Origin of the sequence: Corynebacterium sp. CNJ-954, from assembly GCF_001942345.1 — a bacterium.
In the GTDB taxonomy this organism is placed as follows: domain Bacteria; phylum Actinomycetota; class Actinomycetes; order Mycobacteriales; family Mycobacteriaceae; genus Corynebacterium.
In genome coordinates, this window is sequence record NZ_MKKI01000042.1 from 65,583 (window position 1) to 86,568 (window position 20,986).

Sequence of the window (20,986 nt, forward strand, 5' to 3'; positions counted from 1 at the left end):
CGTTCAGTCACCTTATTCCTCCCCGGTCCATGATCTCCTGGGCGTTTCGTGCGGCGGTGCCGATCGGCACCGAGCGGATGTGGTCCAGCAGGATCGAATGGACCTCGGGCTCGCCGGCCACCAGGCCGGACACACCGGGGCGCCACGGGTCACCGTTGAAGTCGGTGACCACTCCCCCTGCCTCACGCACGAGCAGCATGCCGGCGGCGTTGTCCCAGAGATTCGGGCTGAAGGTCACGGTGCCACCGAAGATTCCGGCGGCGGTGAAGGCCAGGTCGATCCCGCAGGAACCGGTGACACGCATGCGCGGGTACGTCCGGCCGATGGCGTTGAGCATGTCCTGGCGGTACGAGATCGGGAGGTTACCGCGCCGTTGGGACAGGATCGACCCGAAGCTGATCTGCGTCACCCCGGGATCGGACGGCAGCATCGGGCGCGCAGGGTGGCCGTCGACGTAGAGTCCGTGGCCTTTGCGTGCCGTGATGCGCTGGCCCAGCAGAGGCATCTCGGTGACCGCGACAACCGCCTCCCCCTTGTGGACCAGGGAGACCAGGATGCAGCAGAACGGGTTCCCCACGGCGTAGTTCGCGGTACCGTCGATCGGGTCGACGACCCAGCAGGTCTCCGGGAGTTCGTCGAGGCCGGGATTCTTGTCGGCGTCCGCACGGTCGAGCATGTCGGCGTCGGTGGCCCGTGGCCCGGGGTCCGACCGGTCGCGACGCGGCCCGTCGAGGTCATCGGCCTTGTCGTCGTTGGGGTTGATCTCGACAGGCTCGCCGGGGCGTACCACCCCGTACTCCTCGCCGTGGACGGGCAGGCCGGTGTAGCTGGTCAACAGGTGCCGTAGCTGGCGTTCCACGCTGAGATCGGCCTCGGTGGCGAAGTCACCGGGGCTCTTCATCACCGAGGGTTCGGCACCGACGGCGGCGGAGAACGTCGTCTCCGCTTCGTCGACGGCGGCCTCGGCGATGGCCAGCAGAGCCCGGGTGTCGATCTCGTCACTCACCGGGCACCGCCTGTGTCTCCCCGCGGGCCGCCACCAGTGCCTCTTCCAGGGTGAACTTCCCTGCGTAGAGTGCTTTGCCGACGATGGCGGAGTCCACGCCCTCGTCCACGACACCGGCAAGGGCCCGCAGGTCATCCAGGCTGGAGATGCCGCCGGACGCCACCACCGGCGCGGAGGTCGCCGCCGCGACATCGCGCAGCAGGTCGATGTTCGGACCGTTGAGCATGCCGTCACGGGAGACGTCGGTGACCACGAAACGGGAGCAGCCCTGCGAATCGAGCCGTTCGAGGACCTCCCACAGGTCACCGCCGTCGGAGACCCACCCGCGCCCGCGCAGGCGCCACTCACCGTCGACCTGCCGGGTGTCGAGACCGATGGCGACGCGGTCACCGTGCTCGGCGATGATCTTCTCGCACCAGTCCGGGTTCTCCAGAGCGGCGGTGCCGATGTTCACGCGACGGCACCCCGTGGACAGGGCGCGCTCCAGCGAGGCGTCGTCCCGGATGCCCCCGGAGAGTTCGACGTCCACGTCGAGCCTGCCGATGACCTCGTTGAGCAGGTCGAAGTTGCTGCCCTTACCGAATGCCGCGTCGAGGTCGACGAGATGTACCCATTCCGCTCCGGCGTTCTGCCAGGCGAGGGCGGCGTCGAGCGGGGCACCGTAGCTGGTCTCGGTGCCTGCGGCTCCCTGGACGAGGCGAACCGCCTGACCATCGGCGACGTCAACGGCGGGCAGCAGAGTAAGAGTCATGTGAAGTATCCTATCGCGTGATTCAGGGCGGGACGTTCTAGAGCGTGGCGAGCCAGTTCCTGAGTAGCCGGGCACCGGCCTCGCCGGACTTCTCCGGGTGGAACTGCGTCGCCCAGAGCGGCCCGTTCTCGACCGCGGCGACGAACCGGCAGTCCTCGTGGGTCGCCCACGTCACCGTCGGTGCGACGGTGTGGCCGTCGGTCTCGAGTTCCCAGGACCTGACCCCGTAGGAGTGCACGAAGTAGTACCGCTCGTCCGCGGCTGCGCCGGCGAACATCCGGGAGTCCTGCGGGGCGTCGACGGTGTTCCAGCCCATGTGGGGCAGGACGGACGCCTCCAGGCGTGTCACGGTGCCGGGCCATTCGCCGCACCCCTCGGTTCCGGCCCCGTCGCCGCCTTCGACACCGCGGTCGAAGAGGACCTGCATGCCCACGCAGATGCCGAGCACGGGGCGTCCACCGGCGAGCCGCTCCCCGATCATCCGCGGTCCGTGGACGGCGCGGAGTCCGGTCATGCAGGCGGCGAAGTTACCGACGCCGGGGACCAGCAGACCGTCAGCGCCGAGGACGGTGTCCGGGTCGGCCGTGACGGTGACGTCCGCTCCGGCATGCTCCAGTGCACGCTGCGCCGAACGCAGGTTGCCGGAGCCGTAGTCCAGGAGCGCGACCGTCGGGGATGCTTTTTCCACCATGGTCAGTGATCCTACAAGGCGATGTGTCTCACAGGCTGCTCCGGGTACGCAAGGGGGACGACACGGCCTGTGCGGCCTCTACGGTTCGCTGCCCGGCCGTAGACTCCGCAGCCGGGTACGGACGTTGTGGTGGTCAGCCACCCGGTGGCGGCCCAGGATCCTGTCGCCGGCGAGGGTGGCGGTCCCGAGGCCGACGAGCCCCGCGCCGACCACGAATGCGCCGCCGTAACCGCTGGTGGTCGCGGCGACACCCAGCACGGACGAACCCGTGCCGGTGCCGGAGTCGAAGCCGATGTTCCACATCGCAGATGCTTCCGAGACCCGTTCCTTGGGCATGCGGGAGAACATCATCAGCAGGGTCTCGGACTGGATCGCACCGAATCCGAGGCCGAAGACCGCAGCCGCGCCCAGCGCACCGGCGATCAGGACGGTGCCGGTCGGCGCCGTGAAGATGAGCGTCGACATGGCGAGCATCCCGCCGACGGACAACAGTGACGCCCAGACAACCAGACGTCCCGGCTCCCCGACCCGGTCGGCCCACCACCCGGAGACGGTCCGGCCCAGGATCTGACCACCGCCGATGACCGCCAACGTCACCCCCGCCAGAGTCGCCGCCGCAGAGGCGTCGATCTCGCCTACGGCGGGAGCGGTGAAGGTGGAGAAGGCGCCGAAGCCCATCGCACCGGTGCACAGTCCGACGATCGGGACGAGGACGAGCTTCCACAGCGGCGCGCGGACCTGCGTCCGTTGTCGTGTCCTCTCCTGGGCCGGTGCCTGCCCGGCGTCCTTCGTCACGCTGGCAGCCTGCAAGGCGGGGATTCCGAGTGCGCCGGCACCACCGATCACTCCGCAGCCCACGGCGACGAGGAACACCAGGTCGCCTGCGTGGGTGTAGAGCGGCAGTCCGATGGTGAAACCGATGATCTCCCCGACGCCGATCGATGCACCGAAGAAGGCGTTCGCCCGGCCGAGTTGATGGGCCGGGACGAGTTCGGCCAGAAGCGCGGACTGGGCCACCGTGACCGCGCCGAATCCGATACCCCGGATCGCCGAGACCATAAGCACCAGCCAGGATCCACCGTCGATGAGGTAGAACACGGACGGCACCCCGAGCAGTACCGCCCCGGAGACCATCACCGGGACATACCCCCACCGGCGCAGCAGCCGGGGGACGAAGATCTGTGTGCCCACCGTCGCCGCCATGAAGACACCGGTGGACAGGCCCGCGAGGGAGTCGCCGTAGCCGGCGTCGAGCATCGCCACCGGGATGACCGGCAGCAGCAGCGACCAGCCGAGGAAGGCGCAGAACACGCTCAGCAGCATCAGGGGCACGCCCCTGACAGAGAGAACGGTCACAGGGTCCCCTTCGTCGACGGCACCCCCGTCACCCGCGGATCCGGTTCCACTGCGGCGCGCAGGGCGCGGGCGACGGCCTTGTACTCTGCCTCGGTGATGTGGTGCGGGTCGCGGCCGTAGAGACAGCGGACGTGCAGGGCGATCCGCGCGTTGAAGGCGAGGGTCTCGAAGAAGTGCTCGTTGATCACGGTGGCGTAGTGCCCGCCGATCACGGTGGTGAGCATGGTCTCCGGCTCACCGGTGCCCACGAAGTACGGTCGCCCGGAGACATCCACCACGGCCTGGGCGAGAGTCTCGTCCATGGGGATGTAAGTGTCCGCGAACCGGCGGATCCCGGTCTTGTCCCCGAGGGCTTCGTTGATGGCCTGGCCCAGCACGATGGCGGTGTCTTCGACGGTGTGGTGGGCGTCGACGTCGATGTCTCCGTCGGCGTGCACCGTCAGGTCGAAGCAGCCGTGGGAGCCGAAGGCGGTGAGCATGTGGTCGAAGAAGGGCAGGCCGGTGGAGATGTCTGTGGCCCCGGTCCCGTCGAGGTTGATCTCGACGGTGATCGAGGATTCCTTCGTGGTGCGTTCGATGCGGCTGGTTCTCACGTGTGTTCTCCGATGATCGTTGCGGCGGCGGTGAGGAAGGCGTCGTTCTCCTGCGGGAGCCCGACGGTCATCCTCAGGTGGCCGGGGACACCGACGTCACGGATGAGGACGTCGCTGTCGAGGAACTGCTGCCAGATGTCGTGTGCGTCGCCGGGGACGGCGAAGAAGATGAAGTTGGACTCGCTCGGCACCACACCGTAGCCGAGGTCCTCCAGGGTGGCGACCACACGGTCACGTTCGCCACGGAGTGCATCGACGGTGGCCAGCGTATCGTCACTGTGGCGCAGCGCGACCGTCGCCGCAGCCTGCGACAGTGTCGAGAGGTGGTACGGCAGGCGTACGAGCATGACTGCCTCGATGAAGGCCGGGTCGGCGATGAAGTAGCCGAGCCGTCCCCCGGCGAAGTCGAAGGCCTTGGACATCGTCCGGGACACCACCAGCGTCGCGGGGTACTCGGCGATCAGTTCGGCGGCACTGGGTTCGGCCGAGAACTCGGCGTAGGCCTCGTCGATGATCACGATGCAACCTGCCGTACGACCGGCCTCGAGAATCCGTCGCAGACCGGCCACAGAGGTCACTCCACCGGTGGGGTTGTTCGGGGTGGTGACGAAGACGATGTCGGGGTTCTTCTCTCCGATGGCCCGGACCGCGGCGTCGATGTCGATACCGAAGTTCTCGCCCGTGCGTGGCATGTCGATGAACTCGGTCTGCGTTCCGGCGGCGAGGATCGGATGCATCGAGTAGCTCGGCGTGAAACCGAGGACACTGCGCCCGGGCCCGCCGAAGGCCTGCAGCAGCTGCTGCAGGATCTCGTTGGAGCCGTTGGCGGCCCAGACGTTCTCCACCCCGACCTGCACACCGGTCTGCCGGCTCACGTAGGACGCCAGCTCTCCGCGAAGTTCGACGCTGTCACGTTCCGGGTAGCGGTTCAGGGTGGAGGCCAGGCGGGCCACCTCGGCCACGAGGTCCTCGACGAGGCCGGCGCTCGGAGGGTAGGGGTTTTCATTGGTGTTGAGCTGGTTGGTCACGGTGAGCTGTGGGGCCCCGTAGGCGGTTTTTCCACGCAACTCGGGACGCAGCGGCAGGTCCGCGACGGTGATCTGGTCGGTCATTATCGCTCCTGGGTCTCGAATCGTGCACGGACGGCTTCACCGTGGGCGGGCAGCTGCTCCGCGTCCGCGAGGGCGGTCACGGTGTCGGCAACCTCCTTGAGCGCCTCGCGGTCGTAGGAGATGACGTCCACGTGCTTGAGGAAGGTGTGGGTGGACAGTCCTGAGGAGTGCCTCGCAGTACCGGACGTGGGAAGGACGTGGTTGGATCCGGCGGCGTAGTCGCCCAGCGGCACCGGCGCGTAGTGGCCGACGAAGACGGCTCCGGCGTTGGTGATCCGGGCGGCGACGGCCGCAGAGTCCTCGGTCTGTACCTCGAGGTGCTCGGCGGCGTAGGCGTCGGCGACCCGGACCGCTTCGTCGAGACTGTCGGTGAGGATGATGCCGGACTGTTCCCCGGTCAGCGCCTCTGCCACGCGCTCGGCGTTGAGGGTGACCTTGTAGCGCGCCTCGATCTCCCGGTCGACTGCGTCGGCGAACTCCGACGAGTCGGTGATCAGCACCGAAGCAGCCATCACGTCATGCTCGGCCTGGCTGATCAGGTCGTAGGCCACGGCCACCGGGTCAGCGGAGTTGTCGGCGAGCACTGCGATTTCGGTGGGGCCGGCCTCGGAGTCGATGCCGACGACGGACCGGCACAACCGCTTGGCAGCGGTGACGAAGATATTGCCCGGCCCGGTGATCATGTCGACCGGCTCCAGATCGGCGGAACCGGCGGATCCTGTGTCGCCGTAGGCCATGAGCGCGACGGCCTGTCCACCGCCGACGGCCCAGACCTCGTCGACACCGAGCAGGGAGCACGCCGCGAGGATGGTGGGGTGGGGCCAGCCACCGAAATCCGCTTGTGGCGGTGACGACACCACGAGACTCCCAACGCCGGCCTCCTGGGCGGGGACGACGTTCATGATCACCGACGAGGGGTACACCGCGTTGCCTCCCGGGACGTACAGGCCCACCCGGTTGACCGGGATCCACCGCTCAGAGACGACGCCACCGGGCGCGACCTCCACCGAGGCGTCCTGCGGCTTCTGCGACCCGTGGAACGCCCGGACGCGCCGAATGGCCTCCCGCAGCGCGTCGGTGACGGCGGGGTCCAGGTCGCGCAGCGCCGCGGCGATGACGTCCGCGGGCACCCGGACCGAGGACGGGCGCACGTGGTCGAACTTCTCGCCGTACTCCAGCGCAGCCTCGGCGCCGCGTGCGCGGACGTCCTCCACGACCGGTGTCACCGCCGGAAGAACATGGTCGATGTCGGTGCCGCCACGCGGCAGGATTCGACGGAGTTCGGCGGTGGAGGGGGTCTGGCCCCTCAGGTCCAGGCGCGAGAGCATGGCGTGGGATCGTCTCCAGGGTCGGTGAACGGGTAACGTGTTGTGATTCTAGCCCGTTACCACAGCGAAGAAAGGACGGAGGGTCACCAGTGGCATCGCAGCCATCGCTTGTCGACCTGCTGCAGGCGTCCGTCGCCGCAACGTCCGTCGGAGACCACGCCACAAGTTGGCGTCTCACCAGTCAGTTCGGCACCCTGTACTGGCTGTCGGACCCGGACACCGATCTCCCGGCGGACACCCCCGCACACCTGCGGACCGAATTCCACGTCCTGCGCGCGGCGGTGTCCGACCGTCTCGAACTCCATGAGGAGGCGGCCGAGGCGGTGTTCGAGTGGCGCCACCTCGCCAGGGACAACGACGACCACGCCTCGGCGGTCCTCGCCAACTCGGCACTGTGCCTGGTGGCCATGGTGGTGGAGTCCGACGGCGTCGACCTCGCGGCACTCCCGCCTGCAGCCCGTCTGCTCGAGGACCTGCAGGGCGCTATCATGTCGTTCCGCCCCACCCCGGAAAGCCCCACGGTGGCCGCCGATCCGACGATCACGGGTGACAGTCTGCCCCGGCACCAGGCCACCTGCCTGTCGCTCGCGGCGATGGGTGGCTTGACGTGCGCCACGTCGCTGGCCACGCCCGAGACGGCAGCGCTACGACCGGTGTTCCGGGCATTGGCGGACAGGTTCACCGTCGGCACCGTCTCCCCCGGGGACAGGGAACTGACCCGTGCCCAGCAACTGCACGCCGACGGCGAGATCGAGGCGGCGGTCGCGGTCGCCACCGGAATGCTGGCATCGGAGGCTCCCACCACACGGTATGAGGCACATGACCTGCTGGGATATTTCGCGCTCACCGCCGATGACAACGACAGCGTGCTGGAGCACTGGCGTCAGTGCGCGGAGATCGCCCTGGAGCTCGGGGCGCCCCTGGAGGGGATGCACCGGGCGGAACAGGCGTGCCAGCTGCTCAACGCCGAAGGGGACTACGCCGCAGCCTATGACCTGGCAGTCCGCGTCGACGAGGCGGCCGCCGGAGCGCCCGTCTCCCCCGCCGTGCTGAACCTGCGTGGGGTCCGGGCCCGCGCCGCGATCGGGATCGGCGACCTGGACGAGGGGCTGTCCCTGGCCGTGGCGACGGCAGACTGGTCGATGTTCACTCCCGACAGTGAACGCACGCTGGCGTGCCTGACGATGGCGTGTGTCGCTGCGTCCTCGTCCGGACAGCACGTGGTGACCGCCGGGCTGCTGGAACGCAGTTGCGCGCTCTACCGTGACCTGGACCGGCCCCTGGCTGCAGCCCAGGCGCTACGTACCGGCGCACGGGAGCACCTCAATGTCGGTGACACCTCCCGTGCCCTGGAACTGATGGAACGCTCACGCCGGATCCTGGAGGAAGCGGACGGCGATCCGATGTTCTCCTGGCACCTGGGTGACTGGAACGAGGACATGTCGGCGATCTGGGAGGAGGCGGGGCGTGAGGATCTCGCCCTGGAGTACGCCACCCGCGCAGCCCACTCGTTCACCGAGGCCCGGGACCACAGCAGTGCGGCGATGAACTGGGTCGCAGCGGCGTCGCTGTACCTCGAGCGTGGCGAGGACTCCTCCTGTGACGTGGCCCTGGACCGGGCACACGGTGAGCTGCTGCTCGCCCCTGAGGAGATGGGGCTTGCCGAGGGATCCGACGGTAGCGAGGGTAACGAAGGTACAGACGCCGCCGGACTGTCCGACGGCGACCTCGGTGGTTCCGTCTGGCAGGCCTACCGCGAACTGCGCGACCTGCGGGGCCGCTGAGCGGCTCAGTGCTCGAAGGCGGTGTCCGGGGCGAAGAGCGAGCAGGTCCAGTAGACCACGGCAGCGGCGGCAGGTGCCGCCAGGTAGCCGGCGGCGCCGGTGACCTTGGAGACGATGGTGACGTCCTGTCCGGGCCTGAGGTTCTCCGCCAGTCCGGCGGTGACGTCCGTGCCGTGGAGGGTGTCTGCGATCCAGTTGCCGAAGAGGAGGAAGACGGCGGCGCCGAGGAATGCCAGGACGATCACCGTCAGCAGCATGACCGGCCCCCGCAACCGTGGTGAACGCCAGAATGACCAGCCGGCGAGGACCGCGCCGAGAAGCCCGGTAGCGAGCGCGAAGACCGCGAAAGACAGGAACGGTGCGCCGGACGTGGACGGGTCGAGTTCGGCGGCCCCGGTGTCGGTGACCACGGCGGTCACCGCTGGTCGCCACCAGCCCCACAGGAGTCCGGAAATGCTGAAGACAGCCAGGAAGACCGTGAGGGTCTTCGCCGACTGTCCGATCAGTACGCGACGAGATGCCATCAGGCGATACAGGTCCTCCACTGTCCGTCTTCCCGGACATAGTTCTTCGGCAGTGTCTGCCGGTTGTCGTTCATGCTCTGATCGAGATTAGCAGTCGCGTGGTCACCGTCGACCCGGATGTCATTGACACCGTGAATCACGGGGAGGGTACCTATCACCTCGCTGGCCTGCTTCTGCCCCAGCTCGCCGTTGGCCTCAGCATCCTGCATGGCCGCCTCACGGCCACCCACCGTCTGGTCGAGGTCCGCATTGCAGGTGTGCTCATAGGTGTACTTGAGGTACTCGCTGTAGGGACGTTCTTCACCGAACCCCCTTTCCAGCGCCGTGATCTGCGCGGCGTCGTCACCGTTGGCGGCGTTCCCTGCCGGGGCATTGGCGGGTTCCGGAGCCGGGGCGTCCGCCGGAGGCTCACCCTCGCCCCGGTCACCTTCCTGTTGGTCGTCCGGTGCCGGCTCGGCGGACTCGCTGGGATCCGGCTCGGCAGACTCCGAGACTTCCGAGGCTCCGTCGACTCCTTCGCACTGGTGGACGCAGCGCTCGAGGAACTGCTCGTCGTGCTGCCGGCGGCGTCCCCGTCAGCATCGTCGGAGCCGCAGGCGGCCAGTCCCAGCGTCGCCGCAACGACCCCGGCGAGGACGGCCGTGGTGATTCCCGGCCGGTGGCCTGACACCCGTGGTGACATTCGTGGTTCCCTTCTCATGCTTGTTGTACAGCTACGACCCTACAACGTCGCCCGCGGACGGAACGTTAGCCGTGGACGGTCGTGAGTTCCATCGGGGCACTACACTGGGTGGGGTGCAGCTCAACCGCGACCGAATCCTCACCGCCGCCTTCGACATCCTCGCCGAGTACGGTCTCGGCGACCTGACGATGCGGCGTCTCGCACGCACGCTCGACGTCGCCCCCGGGGCCTTGTACTGGCACTTCCCGAGCAAGCAGGACCTGCTCGGTGGCATTGCAGGCCGAATCCTGGAGGCAGCCGGACCATCGGAACAGGCGGGGCCACAGACGGCCGACTGGCGGGAGCAGGCCTACACCACCGCCTCCGCCCTGCTCGAACAGCTCCTCGGGGTGCGCGACGGCGCTGAGGTTGTCGCTGCCGCGCTGGCCGCGGGGACGGCAGCGCAGGATCCCGCCGGTACACTCGCCGAGGCACTGACGGGTTCACCTGCCGCGGACCGTCAGCTGACCGGATGGGTGCTGTCTCGGTACCTGCTGGGTGCGGCGACCGACGTGCAGACCGCGCAGGCGGCCGGTGCCACTCCCCGCACCGTCGCACAGGTGCTCTCCGGGGTCGACCTCGTCCTGGACGGCATCGGTAACTAGGATCGGACGCTATGAGTACCACGGCTGCAGCGCACACGGTCACCGCCCACGGGGCGGACGTCACGGTAGATGACAACGGGGTGCAGGTGCGGAGAACCCCGATGGGGCAGACCCTGCTGCCGGCCGAGCTCACTGTCACTCCGGCCGAACTGCGCGGCTGGTACCGCCACGCACCGACCGACGAGTCCCCCGGCTGGATCCAGTTCTCGCTGGCGACCCCTCCCGACAATGCCGTCCTCCGTCCGGTACGGGGTTTCCCGGCGACCCGGGCGCGTCCAACATCGTGGTCTTCGCCCCCGGACAACAGGAGCAGTTCACCCAGGTACACCAGCTGCTGAGCAACCTGCAGTCGGGTTTCCCGTTGGACACCGCCCCCACCTCCCCCGTCGAGACGGACACGGCGTCTGCCACGTCTCCTGCATCGGCCACCGAGTCGAGGCAATCAGCCCAGTCAGAACAGTCGTCACAGTCAGCACAGTCAGCACAGTCAGCACAGTCAGCACAGTCGTCGCCACAGCAGACTGGCAGCGCGTCGCGACGCCGGACACCGTCCCGGAGGCCAACACCGAGGCCGACGCGAACGGACCGATCTTCGGACAGAATGTCACCGTCACCGGGGACTTCGCCCCCTATGAGAAGGGTGAGGTCTGGGACATGATCGCCGAGGCCGGCGCGACCGTCGGCAAGAATGTCACCAAGAAGACCACACTGCTGGTCATCGGCGAATGGGGTTCGGTGACCAGCAAGGAGAAGCGTGCCCGCGAGCTGAAGGACAAGGGACAGGACATCACGCTGTGGAGCTTCGACGAGCTGCTCTCCGCGTTGGGGAAGTCGCGGCGCCCCGATCTGGACGAGGTGAAGGGAACCTCCGCGCCCTTCTAGGAGTCTCTCTACCGGTATGAACCGGAAACTCCAGCTGCATGTCACCACCACCTCCGTCGACCATGACCCCTACGATCCCGCTTCCATGGTCACCATTCCGCTGGGCGGGGGTCTGGGAGCGGCCGTGCAGGACGGTCCCCGGCGTCTCACCGTCGCCGACCTGGGCATCCGTCACACCAGCGCATCATTGTTGTGGCAGGAGACCGCCACCGGCATGCTCGCGACGCTGGGCGACCTCACCTCGGTGTACGGCACAGCCTTGCGGCACCGTGCTGTCGAACCGGGGGTCCGGGAGATCGCAGTCATCGGAGTGCCTTTTCCCGCTGCGGGTCTTCTCGCCCACCCTCTTCTCGCAGTACCGACACACCGTATCCTGACCGACGGGCCCGGACCTGCCCTGTTCTTCGTCACAGAGGACCAACGGCTGTTCATTTCGTCCGGGACACTTCCGTCGGTACCCAGCACCGGGCCGATCGACATCTCGGAAGGCCACTGTCAGGCGCTAGAGTCGGTGCCATGAAAGATTCCACCGTCCTGCGCGATTTCGACACGTGGCTCGCCGACCACCCCACGGTGGTCACGGACATCCAGAAAGTCCTCTCCGACGAACTGTCCGACGCGGGCATTGCCTTCGACCAGGTCTCGGTGCGAATCAAGGACCGTGGCAGTTACCTGGCGAAGATCCACGACACCGTCCACCCCGACTACCGTGACTTCGACTCCGCCTACGATGTCCTGGGGGTCCGGGTCACCGTCTACACCACCGCCGACATCCTGCTGCTCGTCGGGGTGATGCGCAGTCTCTTCGACGTGGTCTCCGTGACCGATAAATCTGCCCAGACCGCGGAGCGCGGCGAGTTCGGGTACGCATCCTCCCACGTCATCGCCCGGGTCACGAGTTCCACGATGCCGTCACTGACCGATCTGGAGGGCAGGCTGATCGAGATCCAGATCAGGACGGTGTTGCAGCACGCCTGGGCGGAGTTCGAGCATGACGTGCGCTACAAGAATCCGGGACACGTGATCAGTCCGGAAGTGCACCGCGCCTTCACCCTGGCCGCCGGCCTCATCGAGCTCGCGGACCAGCAGTTCGACACGATTGCCCGTGCCACCAGTGCTGACGGCGACACCACCGACGACACCGAACTCACGGCCACCATGCTGCCGGGTGTGTTGACCATGCTCGTCGGTAATGAATACCCCATGTCCAAGGCTGACTACTACCGGTTCGCCGTCGACATGCTCGCGGCGAACGGGGTGACGACCATCGGTGAGCTCACGGTCCTGTGTGCGCCGGAGGCACTGGTCCAGTTGCAGGAGACGATGGGCTACGGCTACCCCCCGGGACAGGTCCGCCTCATCGACGACCTACTGCTGTTCACCTACGGCCGCGACCATATTCGCCGCACCGTGCATATCGGCGACCACGCTTCATCGCGGCCCGGTCGCCTGGGCAACCGGTGGCAGCGGATGGGTCAGCGTCCGCGCAGCTGATCGATCTGGCGACGTTCCCGCTTCGTCGGGCGTCCGGCACCCCTGTCCCGTCGAGGGATCGAGGCCAGGATCTCCTTCGACGGTGGCGGCGGAGAGTGGTCCACGTAGCACTGCCGTGCCCGCGGAGCCCCGACCCTCTTCGAGACGAGTTCGGCGACCTCGACGACATACTCGCGGTGATTCACCCAGGCACGTACCCGGTCCCCCACTGCCACGGTCTGGGCGGGTTTGACGGAGACATCATTGACTTTCACGTGCCCTGCACGGCAGGCGTCAGCGGCAGCGGACCGTGTCTTGTACAGGCGGACGGCCCACACCCATGCATCGATCCGTGTCACGGATCACCACTGGTCCTTGTGGTTGAGCACCTCACGGACCTTCACCACGTTCCATCCCAGGACCACCAGAGCAACCACCGCAATCGTGAAGAAAAGCCCTGAAGCAACCCCCAGAATGCCCAGAATGCCCCCGGCGACCGCGATTCCCCCGGACACCTGGATCGACCGAGAACGTTTACGGACGTCGGCCTTACGACGGGCAACGGGATTGTCGGAGTAGTTGTCCATGGTCATGGCCCCGAGTCTACCCCGGTTCACCCCGCCTTGACGTCGTCCCAGCGGGACCCGACCCGTACAATTTCCAGAGTTCCTGCTGAGATTTCCCTGACAATGCCACCAGGGTCCTCTCCGGCTGCCACGGTGAGAATCAACGTCACGGTCTGACCGTAGGATGCCTCGACATCCAGGCCCCGCGCGCGGAGCTCGGCCTCGATCTTGCCTGCCTCCGCATGGTCGACCTCCAGGGTCCACACGTCCCGGGGCTCACGACGCATTACGGTGATATCCGCCAGCACGGCGCGGGTGGCGTCCTGGTACGCGCGGACCAGTCCGCCGGTGCCGAGCTTGACCCCACCGAAATAACGGACCACCACAACGGCAACGTCCTGCAGACCCGATCCGCGGAGCACCTCGAGCATCGGCTGGCCCGCCGTGCCTGCTGGCTCACCGTCGTCACCCGAGCGTTCCACCGGGTTCGCCCCGTCGACGTGCAGGATGTAGGCACTGCAGTGGTGCCGGGCATCGGTGAACCCGGCCCGGACCTCAGCCAGGAACGCCCGGGCGGCGTCCTCGTCAGGCACCCTGGCTGCGCAGGCGATGAACCGGGACCTTCTCACCTCGGTCTCCGCGACCGGACGATCGGCGGCAGGGCGCAGGTAGGCGTGACTCACGGGTTGTGTCACCCGAGGACGCCGGCCCATGTCGACGCCTTGAGGTCGCCCATCAACGACGACGTGCGCGCCACCCGGAGATCCGGAGGCAGCATGTACTGCAGCTCTTCGGTGCCGTCGGTGAGCGTGAGGTAGACGTCGGAGTCACCGCGGTTGTTGTGGAGCACGCCCTTGAGGCGGTCCATGTTGTCGGGGGTGCACTGGTCGATGCGCATCCGCAGTCTCAGCGGGACCCCGGCACCCGCACCGACGGAGAGCTCCGCGAGCTTGAGGTCATTGCAGAACAGGCTCGTGCGGTCATCCCTGATGCTCACCTCGGCCTGGGCGAGGATGATGTTGTCCTCGGCGATCATCGGCGCGACCATTGAATAGGTCCGGGAGAAACACAACAGTTCGATCTGGGCACCGTGCTGGTCCTCGATCGTGACGATGGCCCAGGGATTGCCCTTCTTGTCCACGCGACGGTCCACGCTGGAGATGATCCCGCCGACCTTGATCGTGCGCTTGTCCGGCAGCTCACCGGAGATCACGGTGGTCAACGGCGTGTCGATCTGCGAATCCAGGGAGGCCTCGAATCCGTCGAGGGGGTGCCCCGACACGTAGAGACCGAGCATCTCCCTTTCCAGCGTGAGTTCATGCTTGCGTTCCCAGTGTTGGTCGGGGACATCCACCTTGAAGGCGTCGTCCTCCACCGCGTCGAGCCCGGAGAACAGGTCGTACTGTCCACGCGCCGCCGCCTTCTTGGTGGAGGTGACCGAATCCACGGCGTCCTCGAATACCAGCATCAGGCCCTTGCGGGGGTGCTCGAGAGAGTCGAAGGCACCTGCCTTGATGAGAGATTCCGTGACCCGCTTGTTGCAGGCCGTGGCGTCGATCTTGTCGAGGTAGTCGGAGAAGTCGTCGAAGGCCCCCTTCTCCTTACGTGTCGCCACGATCGAGTCGACGACGTCCTCACCCACGTTACGGACTGCACCCAGGCCGAAACGGATGTCCTGGCCCACGGGCTTAAACGTGTAGTCAGATTCGTTGACGTCTGGCGACAACACCTTGATCCCCAGGTGACGGCAGTCGGCGAGGTAGATCGCGGACTTGTCCTTCTTGTCGGCCACGGAGGTCAGCAGGGCAGCCATGTACTCGGCGGTGTAGTGCTCCTTGAGATAGGCGGTCCAGAAACTGACCAGGCCGTAACCTGCGGCGTGGGACTTGTTGAACGCGTATCCGGCGAACGGGAGGATGGTGTCCCAGAGTGTCTTGATCGCCTCGTCGGAGAACCCGTTCTCCTTCATCCCCGCCTCGAAGTTCTCGAACTCCTTGGCCAGGACCTCCGGCTTCTTCTTACCCATGGCCTTACGGAAACCATCGGCCTGACCTGCGGTGTAGTTCGCGACCTTCTGCGAGATCCTCATGATCTGCTCCTGGTACACGATAAGACCGTAGGTCTCTTCCAGGATCTCCTCGAGCGCCTCGGCCAGCTCGGGGTGGATCGGTTCGATGGGCTTGCGCCCGTTCTTACGGTCGGCGTAGTCCCAGTGCGCACCGACACCCATCGGTCCCGGCCGGTACAGTGCGAGCGCCGCGACGATGTCGTTGAAGCCGGTCGGCTTCATCCGCTTCAGCAGCTCCTGCATTCCACCGGAGTCGAGCTGGAAGATGCCGAGCGTGTCACCACGGGCCAGCAGCTCGTATGACTGCGGATCATCGGTGGTCAGGCCCTCGAGATCCAGGTCCTCGTCCCGGTTCTTCTTGATGTTCTCGATGCAGTCGCCGATGACGGTGAGGTTGCGCAACCCCAGGAAGTCCATCTTCAGCAGCCCGATGGCCTCACACGCGGGGTAGGGCCATCCGGTGATGATCGCACCGTCCTGCTGACGCTTCCACATCGGGATGTGGTCCAGCAGGGGCACGGACGCCATGATCACCGCACACGCGTGCACACCGGCCTGACGGACGACGCCTTCCAGGCCGAGTGCGTCGTCGTAGATCTCCTTGACGACCGGATCGGTCTCGATGAGGGTGCGGATCTCCGCAGCCTCCTGATACCGGTCATGGTTGGGATCCATGATTCCGGACAGGGGAATGTCCTTGGCCGCCTGGGCCGGTGGCAGCGTCTTGGTGATCCGGTCAGCGATCTGGAAGCCGGGCTGTCCATGGTGGGCACGGGCGGCGTCCTTCAGCGCCTGCTTGGTCTTCACCGTGCCGAAGGTGATCACCTGGGCGACCTTGTCCTGACCCCAGTTGTCGGCGGCGTAGCGGATCATCTCGCCACGACGACGGTCGTCGAAGTCGATGTCGATATCCGGTGCCGAGGGACGCTCCGGGTTGAGGAACCGCTCGAACATCAGGCCGTGGTCGATGGGATCGATGTTGGTGATGGTCAGCGCATAGGCGACCAGGGCGCCGGCGGCCGAGCCACGCCCCGGCCCCACACGGATGCCGATGGACCGGGCATGCTTGATCAGGTCGGCGACGACGAGGAAGTAGGACGGGTAGCCCTTCATGTCGATCACGTCGATCTCGTACTCGGCACGGTCGATGTACTCCTTCGGGACCTCCCCGCCGTGGAAGCGCTCCTTGAGTCCGTCGTGAACCTCACTCCGGAGCCAGGTGGTGGGGGTGTGTCCTTCGGGTACGTCGTACTTCGGCATGCGGTCATGGGTGTGCTCCTCCCACAACTCGCCGTAGTCCTGGACGCGCTCAGCGATCCAGAGAGTGTTGTCACACCCGTCCGGGACGATCGGGTCCCAGTACTTGCGCAGCTCCTCGGCCGGTTTGATGTAGTAACCGTCGCCGGAGAACGCGAACCGGCGCCCACCTTCATCGAGGGTCGGTTCGTCCATGGTGGCACCGGTCTGCACGCACAGCATGACCTCGTGCGGCTTGGCCTGCTTCTGCAGGACGTAGTGGCAGTCGTTGGTGACCAGCGGGGGCAGGTCGAGTTTCCGGCCGATCTCCAGCAGTTCGTCGCGGACCCGCTTCTCGATCTCCAGACCGTGGTCCATCAGCTCGAGGAAGTAGTTGTCCTTGCCGTAGATGTCCTGCCACATCGCGGCGGCCTCGAGAGCCTTGTCGAACTGGCCGAGTCGCAGGCGGGTCTGGACGTCGCCCGACGGACAGCCGGTGGTCGCGATGATGCCCTCCGCATGCTCGGCGACGATCTCGGCGTCCATACGCGGGTACTTCGAGACCTGTCCCTCATAGCTCGCCAGGGACGACAGCCGGAAAAGGTTACGTAGGCCGGTGGCGTTCTCCGCCATCATTGTCTGGTGCAGGTAATAGCCGCCGCCGGCGACGTCATCGCGCTTCTGCTCCGGCTCACCCCATTTGACGCGGTCCTTGATGAGGCGGGACTCGGGTGCCATGTAGCACTCGATGCCGATAATGGGCTTGATGCCGGCACCGGTCATCGCGCGGTAGAAGGCGTCGGAACCGAACATGTTGCCGTGATCGGTCATGCCGACCGCGGGCATCCCCTGGCGCGAAACCTCTTCGGCGAGCAGGTCCACCTTCGCCATCCCGTCGAGCATGGAGTACTCGGTGTGATTGTGCAGGTGGACGAAGGAGGACTTCTTCATGCGGAACAGTCTACCGTCGGAACGACACCAGACAATCCGCCGCTAACATCGGCACCATGCACCCTGCCCCACCTATATCGGTACCCTTCGGCCTGCCTGAACTCGATGACGTCACCGGCGGTATGCGTCCCGGGCACCTCATCGTCGTCGCCTCCGCCCCAGGGGCAGGAAAGACTACGCTACTGCTCCAGTTCCTCCGCCATGCCGCCTTCCGGCACGGATGCAGCACGCACCTGATCTCCCTGGAGATGACGGATTCCGACATCCGCCAACGCCTGCTGAGTGGGGAGTCCGGGATCCGACTGCATTCTGTGGGCCACCCAGCGACTGGCAACCTCAACCGGGAGCCGTCGGCTGCCACACTGGCGGAGGCGAAAGCTCTGATGAATCAGGGCACATTGGCGGTCGATTCCCGTACCTCGTTCAGCATCACTGACCTGCCCCTGACGTTCTACCAGGAGCAGCATCAGATTCTCGCTGTGGACTGCATCGATCTCGTGGACGCCGACGCATCACCGTTCACCGTCGCGCGGGCCTTCAAGAAATATGCCCTCGAGGCAGAGATGCCCGTGCTAGTCTCAACACGGGTCCGCGATAATTCCCCGCATGTCGACGCATTGATGGAGGAAGCGGACATAGTCCTGCGCTTAGAGCGCCCAGACACGACAGACTGGGACCATGAGAGAGCGGGCGAGGCAGATATTCACGTCGTTAAGAACCGTATGGGTCCAATTGCCAGGATCACCATGCAGCACCAGTTGTTTCGCTCGAGTTTTGTACCGTTAGGTCAGAGTTAGATAAATTAAGAATAGAAATATCCAACACAATGCAGAGCATCTCCGATGAAGCCATCGCAGCACTCATAAATTCTCACAGTAGCTATGTCAGTAACAATTCCAAGCATTATGACGAAGTTTTCAATCAAGTTTGTGAAAATATCGAAATAAATAAATCAATTGGGAAGATCGATGTTGGTGCACTACTGTTTTGGAAGCGCATTACTGCGGCCACACCATGGGTACGGAAGCTGATGATACTGAGCGATGAAGAGGTCCGCGCAGTAACCAGAACCGTGGTACGACTGGCAAATGATGAGCACAATAACCCCGCCAAGTCCGCCACTTCGGCACGCAGCGAACTAAGTCAGCTTCCTGGTTTCAAAAGCGGCGACGCATTGGCTTCTGCTCTTCTTTATGCCGCCGCACCCAAGAGAATGGCTGTCTACGACCGACGCGCAGAATCCGGCCTCAAGAAGTTGAACATATCAGTAAAAAAGGGACAGGGCCACTATGGACGATACATCCAGACCCTCGAGGACATTCGTAGCCAGGTAAATTCCGCACATGCCAAATCCTGGATCGCACGAGATGTCGACGTCGCCTTATTCGACCTCGGGGGGCAGTAGTTGGCCCCTCTATCGTTATATATGGAAATATATTAAATGCTCGCCCCTCCGCCATAGCCCCAACCGACCCATACACTCCGTTTGCCAGCCAGATGCCCCGTTTTCAACTGGACGCAGTGCCATACGACGCCGCCGGGGAGTTGTTGACTATTGCCACCTACGATGGCCGCACGCCTCGACCTCTCTTTCTTATCGATCCTCGGAGCATCGGAAAGATTGTCGTTATCAAGCAGATTTCTGAAACTGCAAGAAGGAACTCCGACTGGACAACTTTTCATATTGACGTTACTCCGAGAAACCTCATCGCCACGCTCATCACACAACTGAAGGTCGTCGAAGAGCCCCCTTCTCGTCGCGTCAGCCTCGCGTGTGACGAAAATGTTCTGACGACGACGCTCTGTGACCAATTGCGCACCACCGTGGAAAGCGCCGAACGTCAAGTAGTCGGACTGCTAGTTTCCCTCGATAATCAGCACCACACCACCTCGTCTGAGATGGACGAACTCGGCAGCATACTCCAAGAAATCGCTCCAGAGAACCGTCCGCTTGTCGTCATGATGTCCGCCCTTCCCCGTTCTTGGGGGGGAAGACCTCGGTGGCAGCCTGCCCGACTACCTTGAGCGTGCAGAATGGCTTCCCGCAGGGTCGCATTCGGCGCCCGGCGCTCGCGAAGCTCTCCCAAGACCCGCCGAAAATCCGGGCCACCCCATGTGGATTTCCTGCTTGACCTATCCCTACATGATTCCGGTGGCCTGCACTTCATCACGCCGGGCATGGCCGCTTGGGTCCGGAGACTTGCCGAAGTGTAGAACTCACAGGCACAGTCCGCCGCTCACCCCGCGATGGCAGAGCAGAGTGCGTTCCACGGTGTCGATGGTGTATTCTCGCCCGTTCTCCCCGACGTCTTCCCGGACAGTGATGAACAGGCGTTCACCGGCCTGGGCGTCATCCTGCATGCCGGTGACGTCGGCCCGGTAGAAGGGCTCGCCGGCGTAGTCCGGGGTGGTTTCCAGGATCCAGTCCCCCATGCCGCGGGTCGCTTGCTCCGCCACGGCAGCCACCAGGCCCCGCGCCCCGGAGGACGCCGGGATGTCGGCGTAGTCCGCGGTGACGTCGGCCGCAGGCTGTTCCCGCACGACGACCGGCTCCATGTCCGGGCCGAGACCCGCGACTCCGCCTTCCTGACCCTCAGTCGAGAAATAGGTTTCGGTCTCCTCACCGGGGGGCGATGACCTCGCCGGGCGTGTCACCGGGAACCTCCGGAGGGGCTGTCACCTCCACGGTGCGGGTCGGGGTCTCGGTGACGGTGCCGACGGAGTCCGCCGCGAGGACAGGTGTCATGATTCCGTGCTTCGAGGTTGTGTGGTTCTTCATTGTGAAGCACCTCCTATTGTCCCCGTCGAACATGACACCGGTTCGTTTCACCGGCATCCGACGAAACGACGGTTAGAAAGGCGACAAAACGGCGGTTAGGCAGAGAAACCGCAGATCACTGGCCCCGCGCGTCCTCAAGGTCCCGGGCACACGCCTGCGCCGTCGCCGTATCACGAAACACCGTGGTGATCTTCTGTGCCCCGTCACCTAATGTGACCCGCAGGGCGGCCGATCCACCGAGGTTTAGCCGCACCCCTGCGGGTGATTCGGTACGCCCCACAACCGGCCAATTCACCAAGCCCGGGTTCAGGCCGTTGTCTCGCAGCAGCTCGACACGGTCGATTCGCTCGAGAGGCACGTCCAGCCGGTAGAACGGCGCGGTGAACCTCACGGCGTCCTCCCCCACGTCGACCCGGATCTTCATGCCGAACACACCCCACAGCAGCACCGCGAAGACCACCACCATTACGCCCATCGCCGCCCACGACCCGGTGACGGCCACCACCATCACAGAAGGAACCATCACCACCACCGGGATGACAGCCATCACCCGTGACATC

Annotated in this window: 25 protein-coding genes; 10 read left to right on the forward strand and 15 right to left on the reverse strand. The window is 65.5% G+C overall.

The features are described from left to right. Positions 1 to 7 precede the first annotated feature (7 nt). The 7 genes from BJF89_RS13005 to hisD form a co-directional block, all read right to left on the reverse strand. On the reverse strand, positions 8 to 1,006 hold the full coding sequence (locus tag BJF89_RS13005) for an inositol monophosphatase (protein WP_075815499.1): 999 nt from the start codon (positions 1,004 to 1,006) through the stop codon (positions 8 to 10). After that, positions 999 to 1,757 (reverse strand): bifunctional 1-(5-phosphoribosyl)-5-((5-phosphoribosylamino)methylideneamino)imidazole-4-carboxamide isomerase/phosphoribosylanthranilate isomerase PriA, encoded by a 759-nt coding sequence (gene priA, locus BJF89_RS13010; RefSeq protein ID WP_075815501.1) that lies wholly within the window; start codon positions 1,755 to 1,757, stop codon positions 999 to 1,001. The genes BJF89_RS13005 and priA overlap by 8 nt, the downstream gene beginning before the upstream one ends. Positions 1,758 to 1,794: 37 nt before the next feature. Beyond that, on the reverse strand, positions 1,795 to 2,448 hold the full coding sequence (gene hisH / locus BJF89_RS13015; RefSeq protein ID WP_075815503.1) for an imidazole glycerol phosphate synthase subunit HisH: 654 nt from the start codon (positions 2,446 to 2,448) through the stop codon (positions 1,795 to 1,797). Positions 2,449 to 2,526: 78 nt separating this feature from the next. After that, a complete protein-coding gene (locus BJF89_RS13020) occupies positions 2,527 to 3,804 on the reverse strand; it encodes an MFS transporter (protein WP_075815505.1) in 1,278 nt (425 codons plus the stop codon). Beyond that, positions 3,801 to 4,397 (reverse strand): imidazoleglycerol-phosphate dehydratase HisB, encoded by a 597-nt coding sequence (gene hisB / locus BJF89_RS13025; RefSeq protein WP_075815507.1) that lies wholly within the window; start codon positions 4,395 to 4,397, stop codon positions 3,801 to 3,803. The genes BJF89_RS13020 and hisB overlap by 4 nt, the downstream gene beginning before the upstream one ends. After that, on the reverse strand, positions 4,394 to 5,509 hold the full coding sequence (locus BJF89_RS13030) for a histidinol-phosphate transaminase (RefSeq protein WP_075815509.1): 1,116 nt from the start codon (positions 5,507 to 5,509) through the stop codon (positions 4,394 to 4,396). Before BJF89_RS13030 ends, hisB begins: the two co-directional genes overlap by 4 nt. Beyond that, positions 5,509 to 6,837 (reverse strand): histidinol dehydrogenase, encoded by a 1,329-nt coding sequence (gene hisD / locus BJF89_RS13035; protein ID WP_075815511.1) that lies wholly within the window; start codon positions 6,835 to 6,837, stop codon positions 5,509 to 5,511. Before hisD ends, BJF89_RS13030 begins: the two co-directional genes overlap by 1 nt. Before the next feature lie 89 nt (positions 6,838 to 6,926). Here hisD and BJF89_RS13040 point away from each other — a divergent pair, with 89 nt between their 5' ends. Next, on the forward strand, positions 6,927 to 8,621 hold the full coding sequence (locus BJF89_RS13040) for a hypothetical protein (protein ID WP_075815513.1): 1,695 nt from the start codon (positions 6,927 to 6,929) through the stop codon (positions 8,619 to 8,621). Between the two features lie 5 nt (positions 8,622 to 8,626). On the opposite strand, the gene BJF89_RS13045 is transcribed toward BJF89_RS13040, so the two are convergent. Beyond that, complete coding sequence (locus BJF89_RS13045) at positions 8,627 to 9,145, reverse strand: hypothetical protein (RefSeq protein ID WP_075815694.1); 519 nt, start codon at positions 9,143 to 9,145, stop codon at positions 8,627 to 8,629. 98 nt (positions 9,146 to 9,243) lie between these two features. On the opposite strand from BJF89_RS13045, the gene BJF89_RS13050 reads away from it, so the two are divergent. The 6 genes from BJF89_RS13050 to BJF89_RS13070 all read left to right on the forward strand — a co-directional run bounded on the left by BJF89_RS13050 (position 9,244) and on the right by BJF89_RS13070 (position 12,847). After that, positions 9,244 to 9,912 carry a hypothetical protein gene (locus tag BJF89_RS13050; protein ID WP_075815515.1) on the forward strand — a complete coding sequence of 223 codons (669 nt, stop codon included), beginning with the start codon at positions 9,244 to 9,246 and terminating at the stop codon, positions 9,910 to 9,912. Positions 9,913 to 9,940: 28 nt separating this feature from the next. After that, entirely contained in the window at positions 9,941 to 10,471 is a 531-nt protein-coding gene (locus BJF89_RS13055) for a TetR/AcrR family transcriptional regulator (RefSeq protein WP_075815695.1), read from the forward strand. An 11-nt stretch (positions 10,472 to 10,482) separates the two neighbouring features. After that, complete coding sequence (locus BJF89_RS19680; protein ID WP_255372647.1) at positions 10,483 to 10,809, forward strand: hypothetical protein; 327 nt, start codon at positions 10,483 to 10,485, stop codon at positions 10,807 to 10,809. 316 nt (positions 10,810 to 11,125) lie between these two features. Then, positions 11,126 to 11,353: a hypothetical protein gene (locus tag BJF89_RS19685; protein WP_255372648.1), complete on the forward strand. Its 228-nt coding sequence runs from the start codon at positions 11,126 to 11,128 to the stop codon at positions 11,351 to 11,353. A gap of 16 nt (positions 11,354 to 11,369) precedes the next feature. Further along, positions 11,370 to 11,873 (forward strand): hypothetical protein, encoded by a 504-nt coding sequence (locus tag BJF89_RS13065; protein ID WP_075815517.1) that lies wholly within the window; start codon positions 11,370 to 11,372, stop codon positions 11,871 to 11,873. Beyond that, positions 11,870 to 12,847, forward strand: a complete 978-nt coding sequence (locus tag BJF89_RS13070; RefSeq protein ID WP_075815519.1) for a GTP pyrophosphokinase family protein — start codon at positions 11,870 to 11,872, stop codon at positions 12,845 to 12,847. The genes BJF89_RS13065 and BJF89_RS13070 overlap by 4 nt, the downstream gene beginning before the upstream one ends. On the opposite strand, the gene BJF89_RS13075 is transcribed toward BJF89_RS13070, so the two are convergent. Genes BJF89_RS13075 through dnaE form a run of 4 tightly spaced genes read right to left on the reverse strand, consistent with a single transcriptional unit; the run spans position 12,829 to position 17,647 of the window. After that, complete coding sequence (locus tag BJF89_RS13075) at positions 12,829 to 13,185, reverse strand: RNA-binding S4 domain-containing protein (RefSeq protein WP_075815521.1); 357 nt, start codon at positions 13,183 to 13,185, stop codon at positions 12,829 to 12,831. The genes BJF89_RS13070 and BJF89_RS13075 overlap by 19 nt on opposite strands. 3 nt (positions 13,186 to 13,188) lie before the next feature. Beyond that, on the reverse strand, positions 13,189 to 13,419 hold the full coding sequence (locus BJF89_RS13080; protein ID WP_075815523.1) for a hypothetical protein: 231 nt from the start codon (positions 13,417 to 13,419) through the stop codon (positions 13,189 to 13,191). A 20-nt stretch (positions 13,420 to 13,439) separates the two neighbouring features. Then, on the reverse strand, positions 13,440 to 14,075 hold the full coding sequence (locus BJF89_RS13085) for a YigZ family protein (RefSeq protein WP_255372649.1): 636 nt from the start codon (positions 14,073 to 14,075) through the stop codon (positions 13,440 to 13,442). A gap of 8 nt (positions 14,076 to 14,083) precedes the next feature. Continuing rightward, a complete protein-coding gene (gene dnaE, locus BJF89_RS13090; RefSeq protein ID WP_075815527.1) occupies positions 14,084 to 17,647 on the reverse strand; it encodes a DNA polymerase III subunit alpha in 3,564 nt (1,187 codons plus the stop codon). Positions 17,648 to 17,703: 56 nt separating this feature from the next. On the opposite strand from dnaE, the gene BJF89_RS13095 reads away from it, so the two are divergent. The 3 genes from BJF89_RS13095 (at position 17,704) to BJF89_RS18660 (ending at position 19,672) form a co-directional block, all read left to right on the forward strand. Further along, positions 17,704 to 18,444, forward strand: coding sequence for a DnaB-like helicase C-terminal domain-containing protein (locus BJF89_RS13095; RefSeq protein ID WP_075815529.1), 741 nt, complete (start codon positions 17,704 to 17,706; stop codon positions 18,442 to 18,444). A 29-nt stretch (positions 18,445 to 18,473) separates the two neighbouring features. Then, entirely contained in the window at positions 18,474 to 19,052 is a 579-nt protein-coding gene (locus BJF89_RS13100; protein WP_083650787.1) for a hypothetical protein, read from the forward strand. A 116-nt stretch (positions 19,053 to 19,168) separates the two neighbouring features. Then, on the forward strand, positions 19,169 to 19,672 hold the full coding sequence (locus BJF89_RS18660) for a hypothetical protein (RefSeq protein ID WP_139312051.1): 504 nt from the start codon (positions 19,169 to 19,171) through the stop codon (positions 19,670 to 19,672). Between the two features lie 192 nt (positions 19,673 to 19,864). Here the strand turns inward: BJF89_RS18660 and BJF89_RS13105 are convergent, their stop codons facing one another. From BJF89_RS13105 to BJF89_RS13110, 3 genes are all read right to left on the reverse strand, one after another. After that, complete coding sequence (locus BJF89_RS13105; protein WP_158026068.1) at positions 19,865 to 20,302, reverse strand: hypothetical protein; 438 nt, start codon at positions 20,300 to 20,302, stop codon at positions 19,865 to 19,867. Beyond that, the gene (locus tag BJF89_RS18915) at positions 20,268 to 20,426 is read right to left on the reverse strand and encodes a hypothetical protein (protein WP_158026069.1); all 159 of its coding nucleotides are present in this window, start codon (positions 20,424 to 20,426) and stop codon (positions 20,268 to 20,270) included. Before BJF89_RS18915 ends, BJF89_RS13105 begins: the two co-directional genes overlap by 35 nt. A 115-nt stretch (positions 20,427 to 20,541) precedes the next feature. Next, positions 20,542 to 20,973, reverse strand: coding sequence for a hypothetical protein (locus BJF89_RS13110; protein WP_139312055.1), 432 nt, complete (start codon positions 20,971 to 20,973; stop codon positions 20,542 to 20,544). Positions 20,974 to 20,986 lie beyond the last annotated feature (13 nt).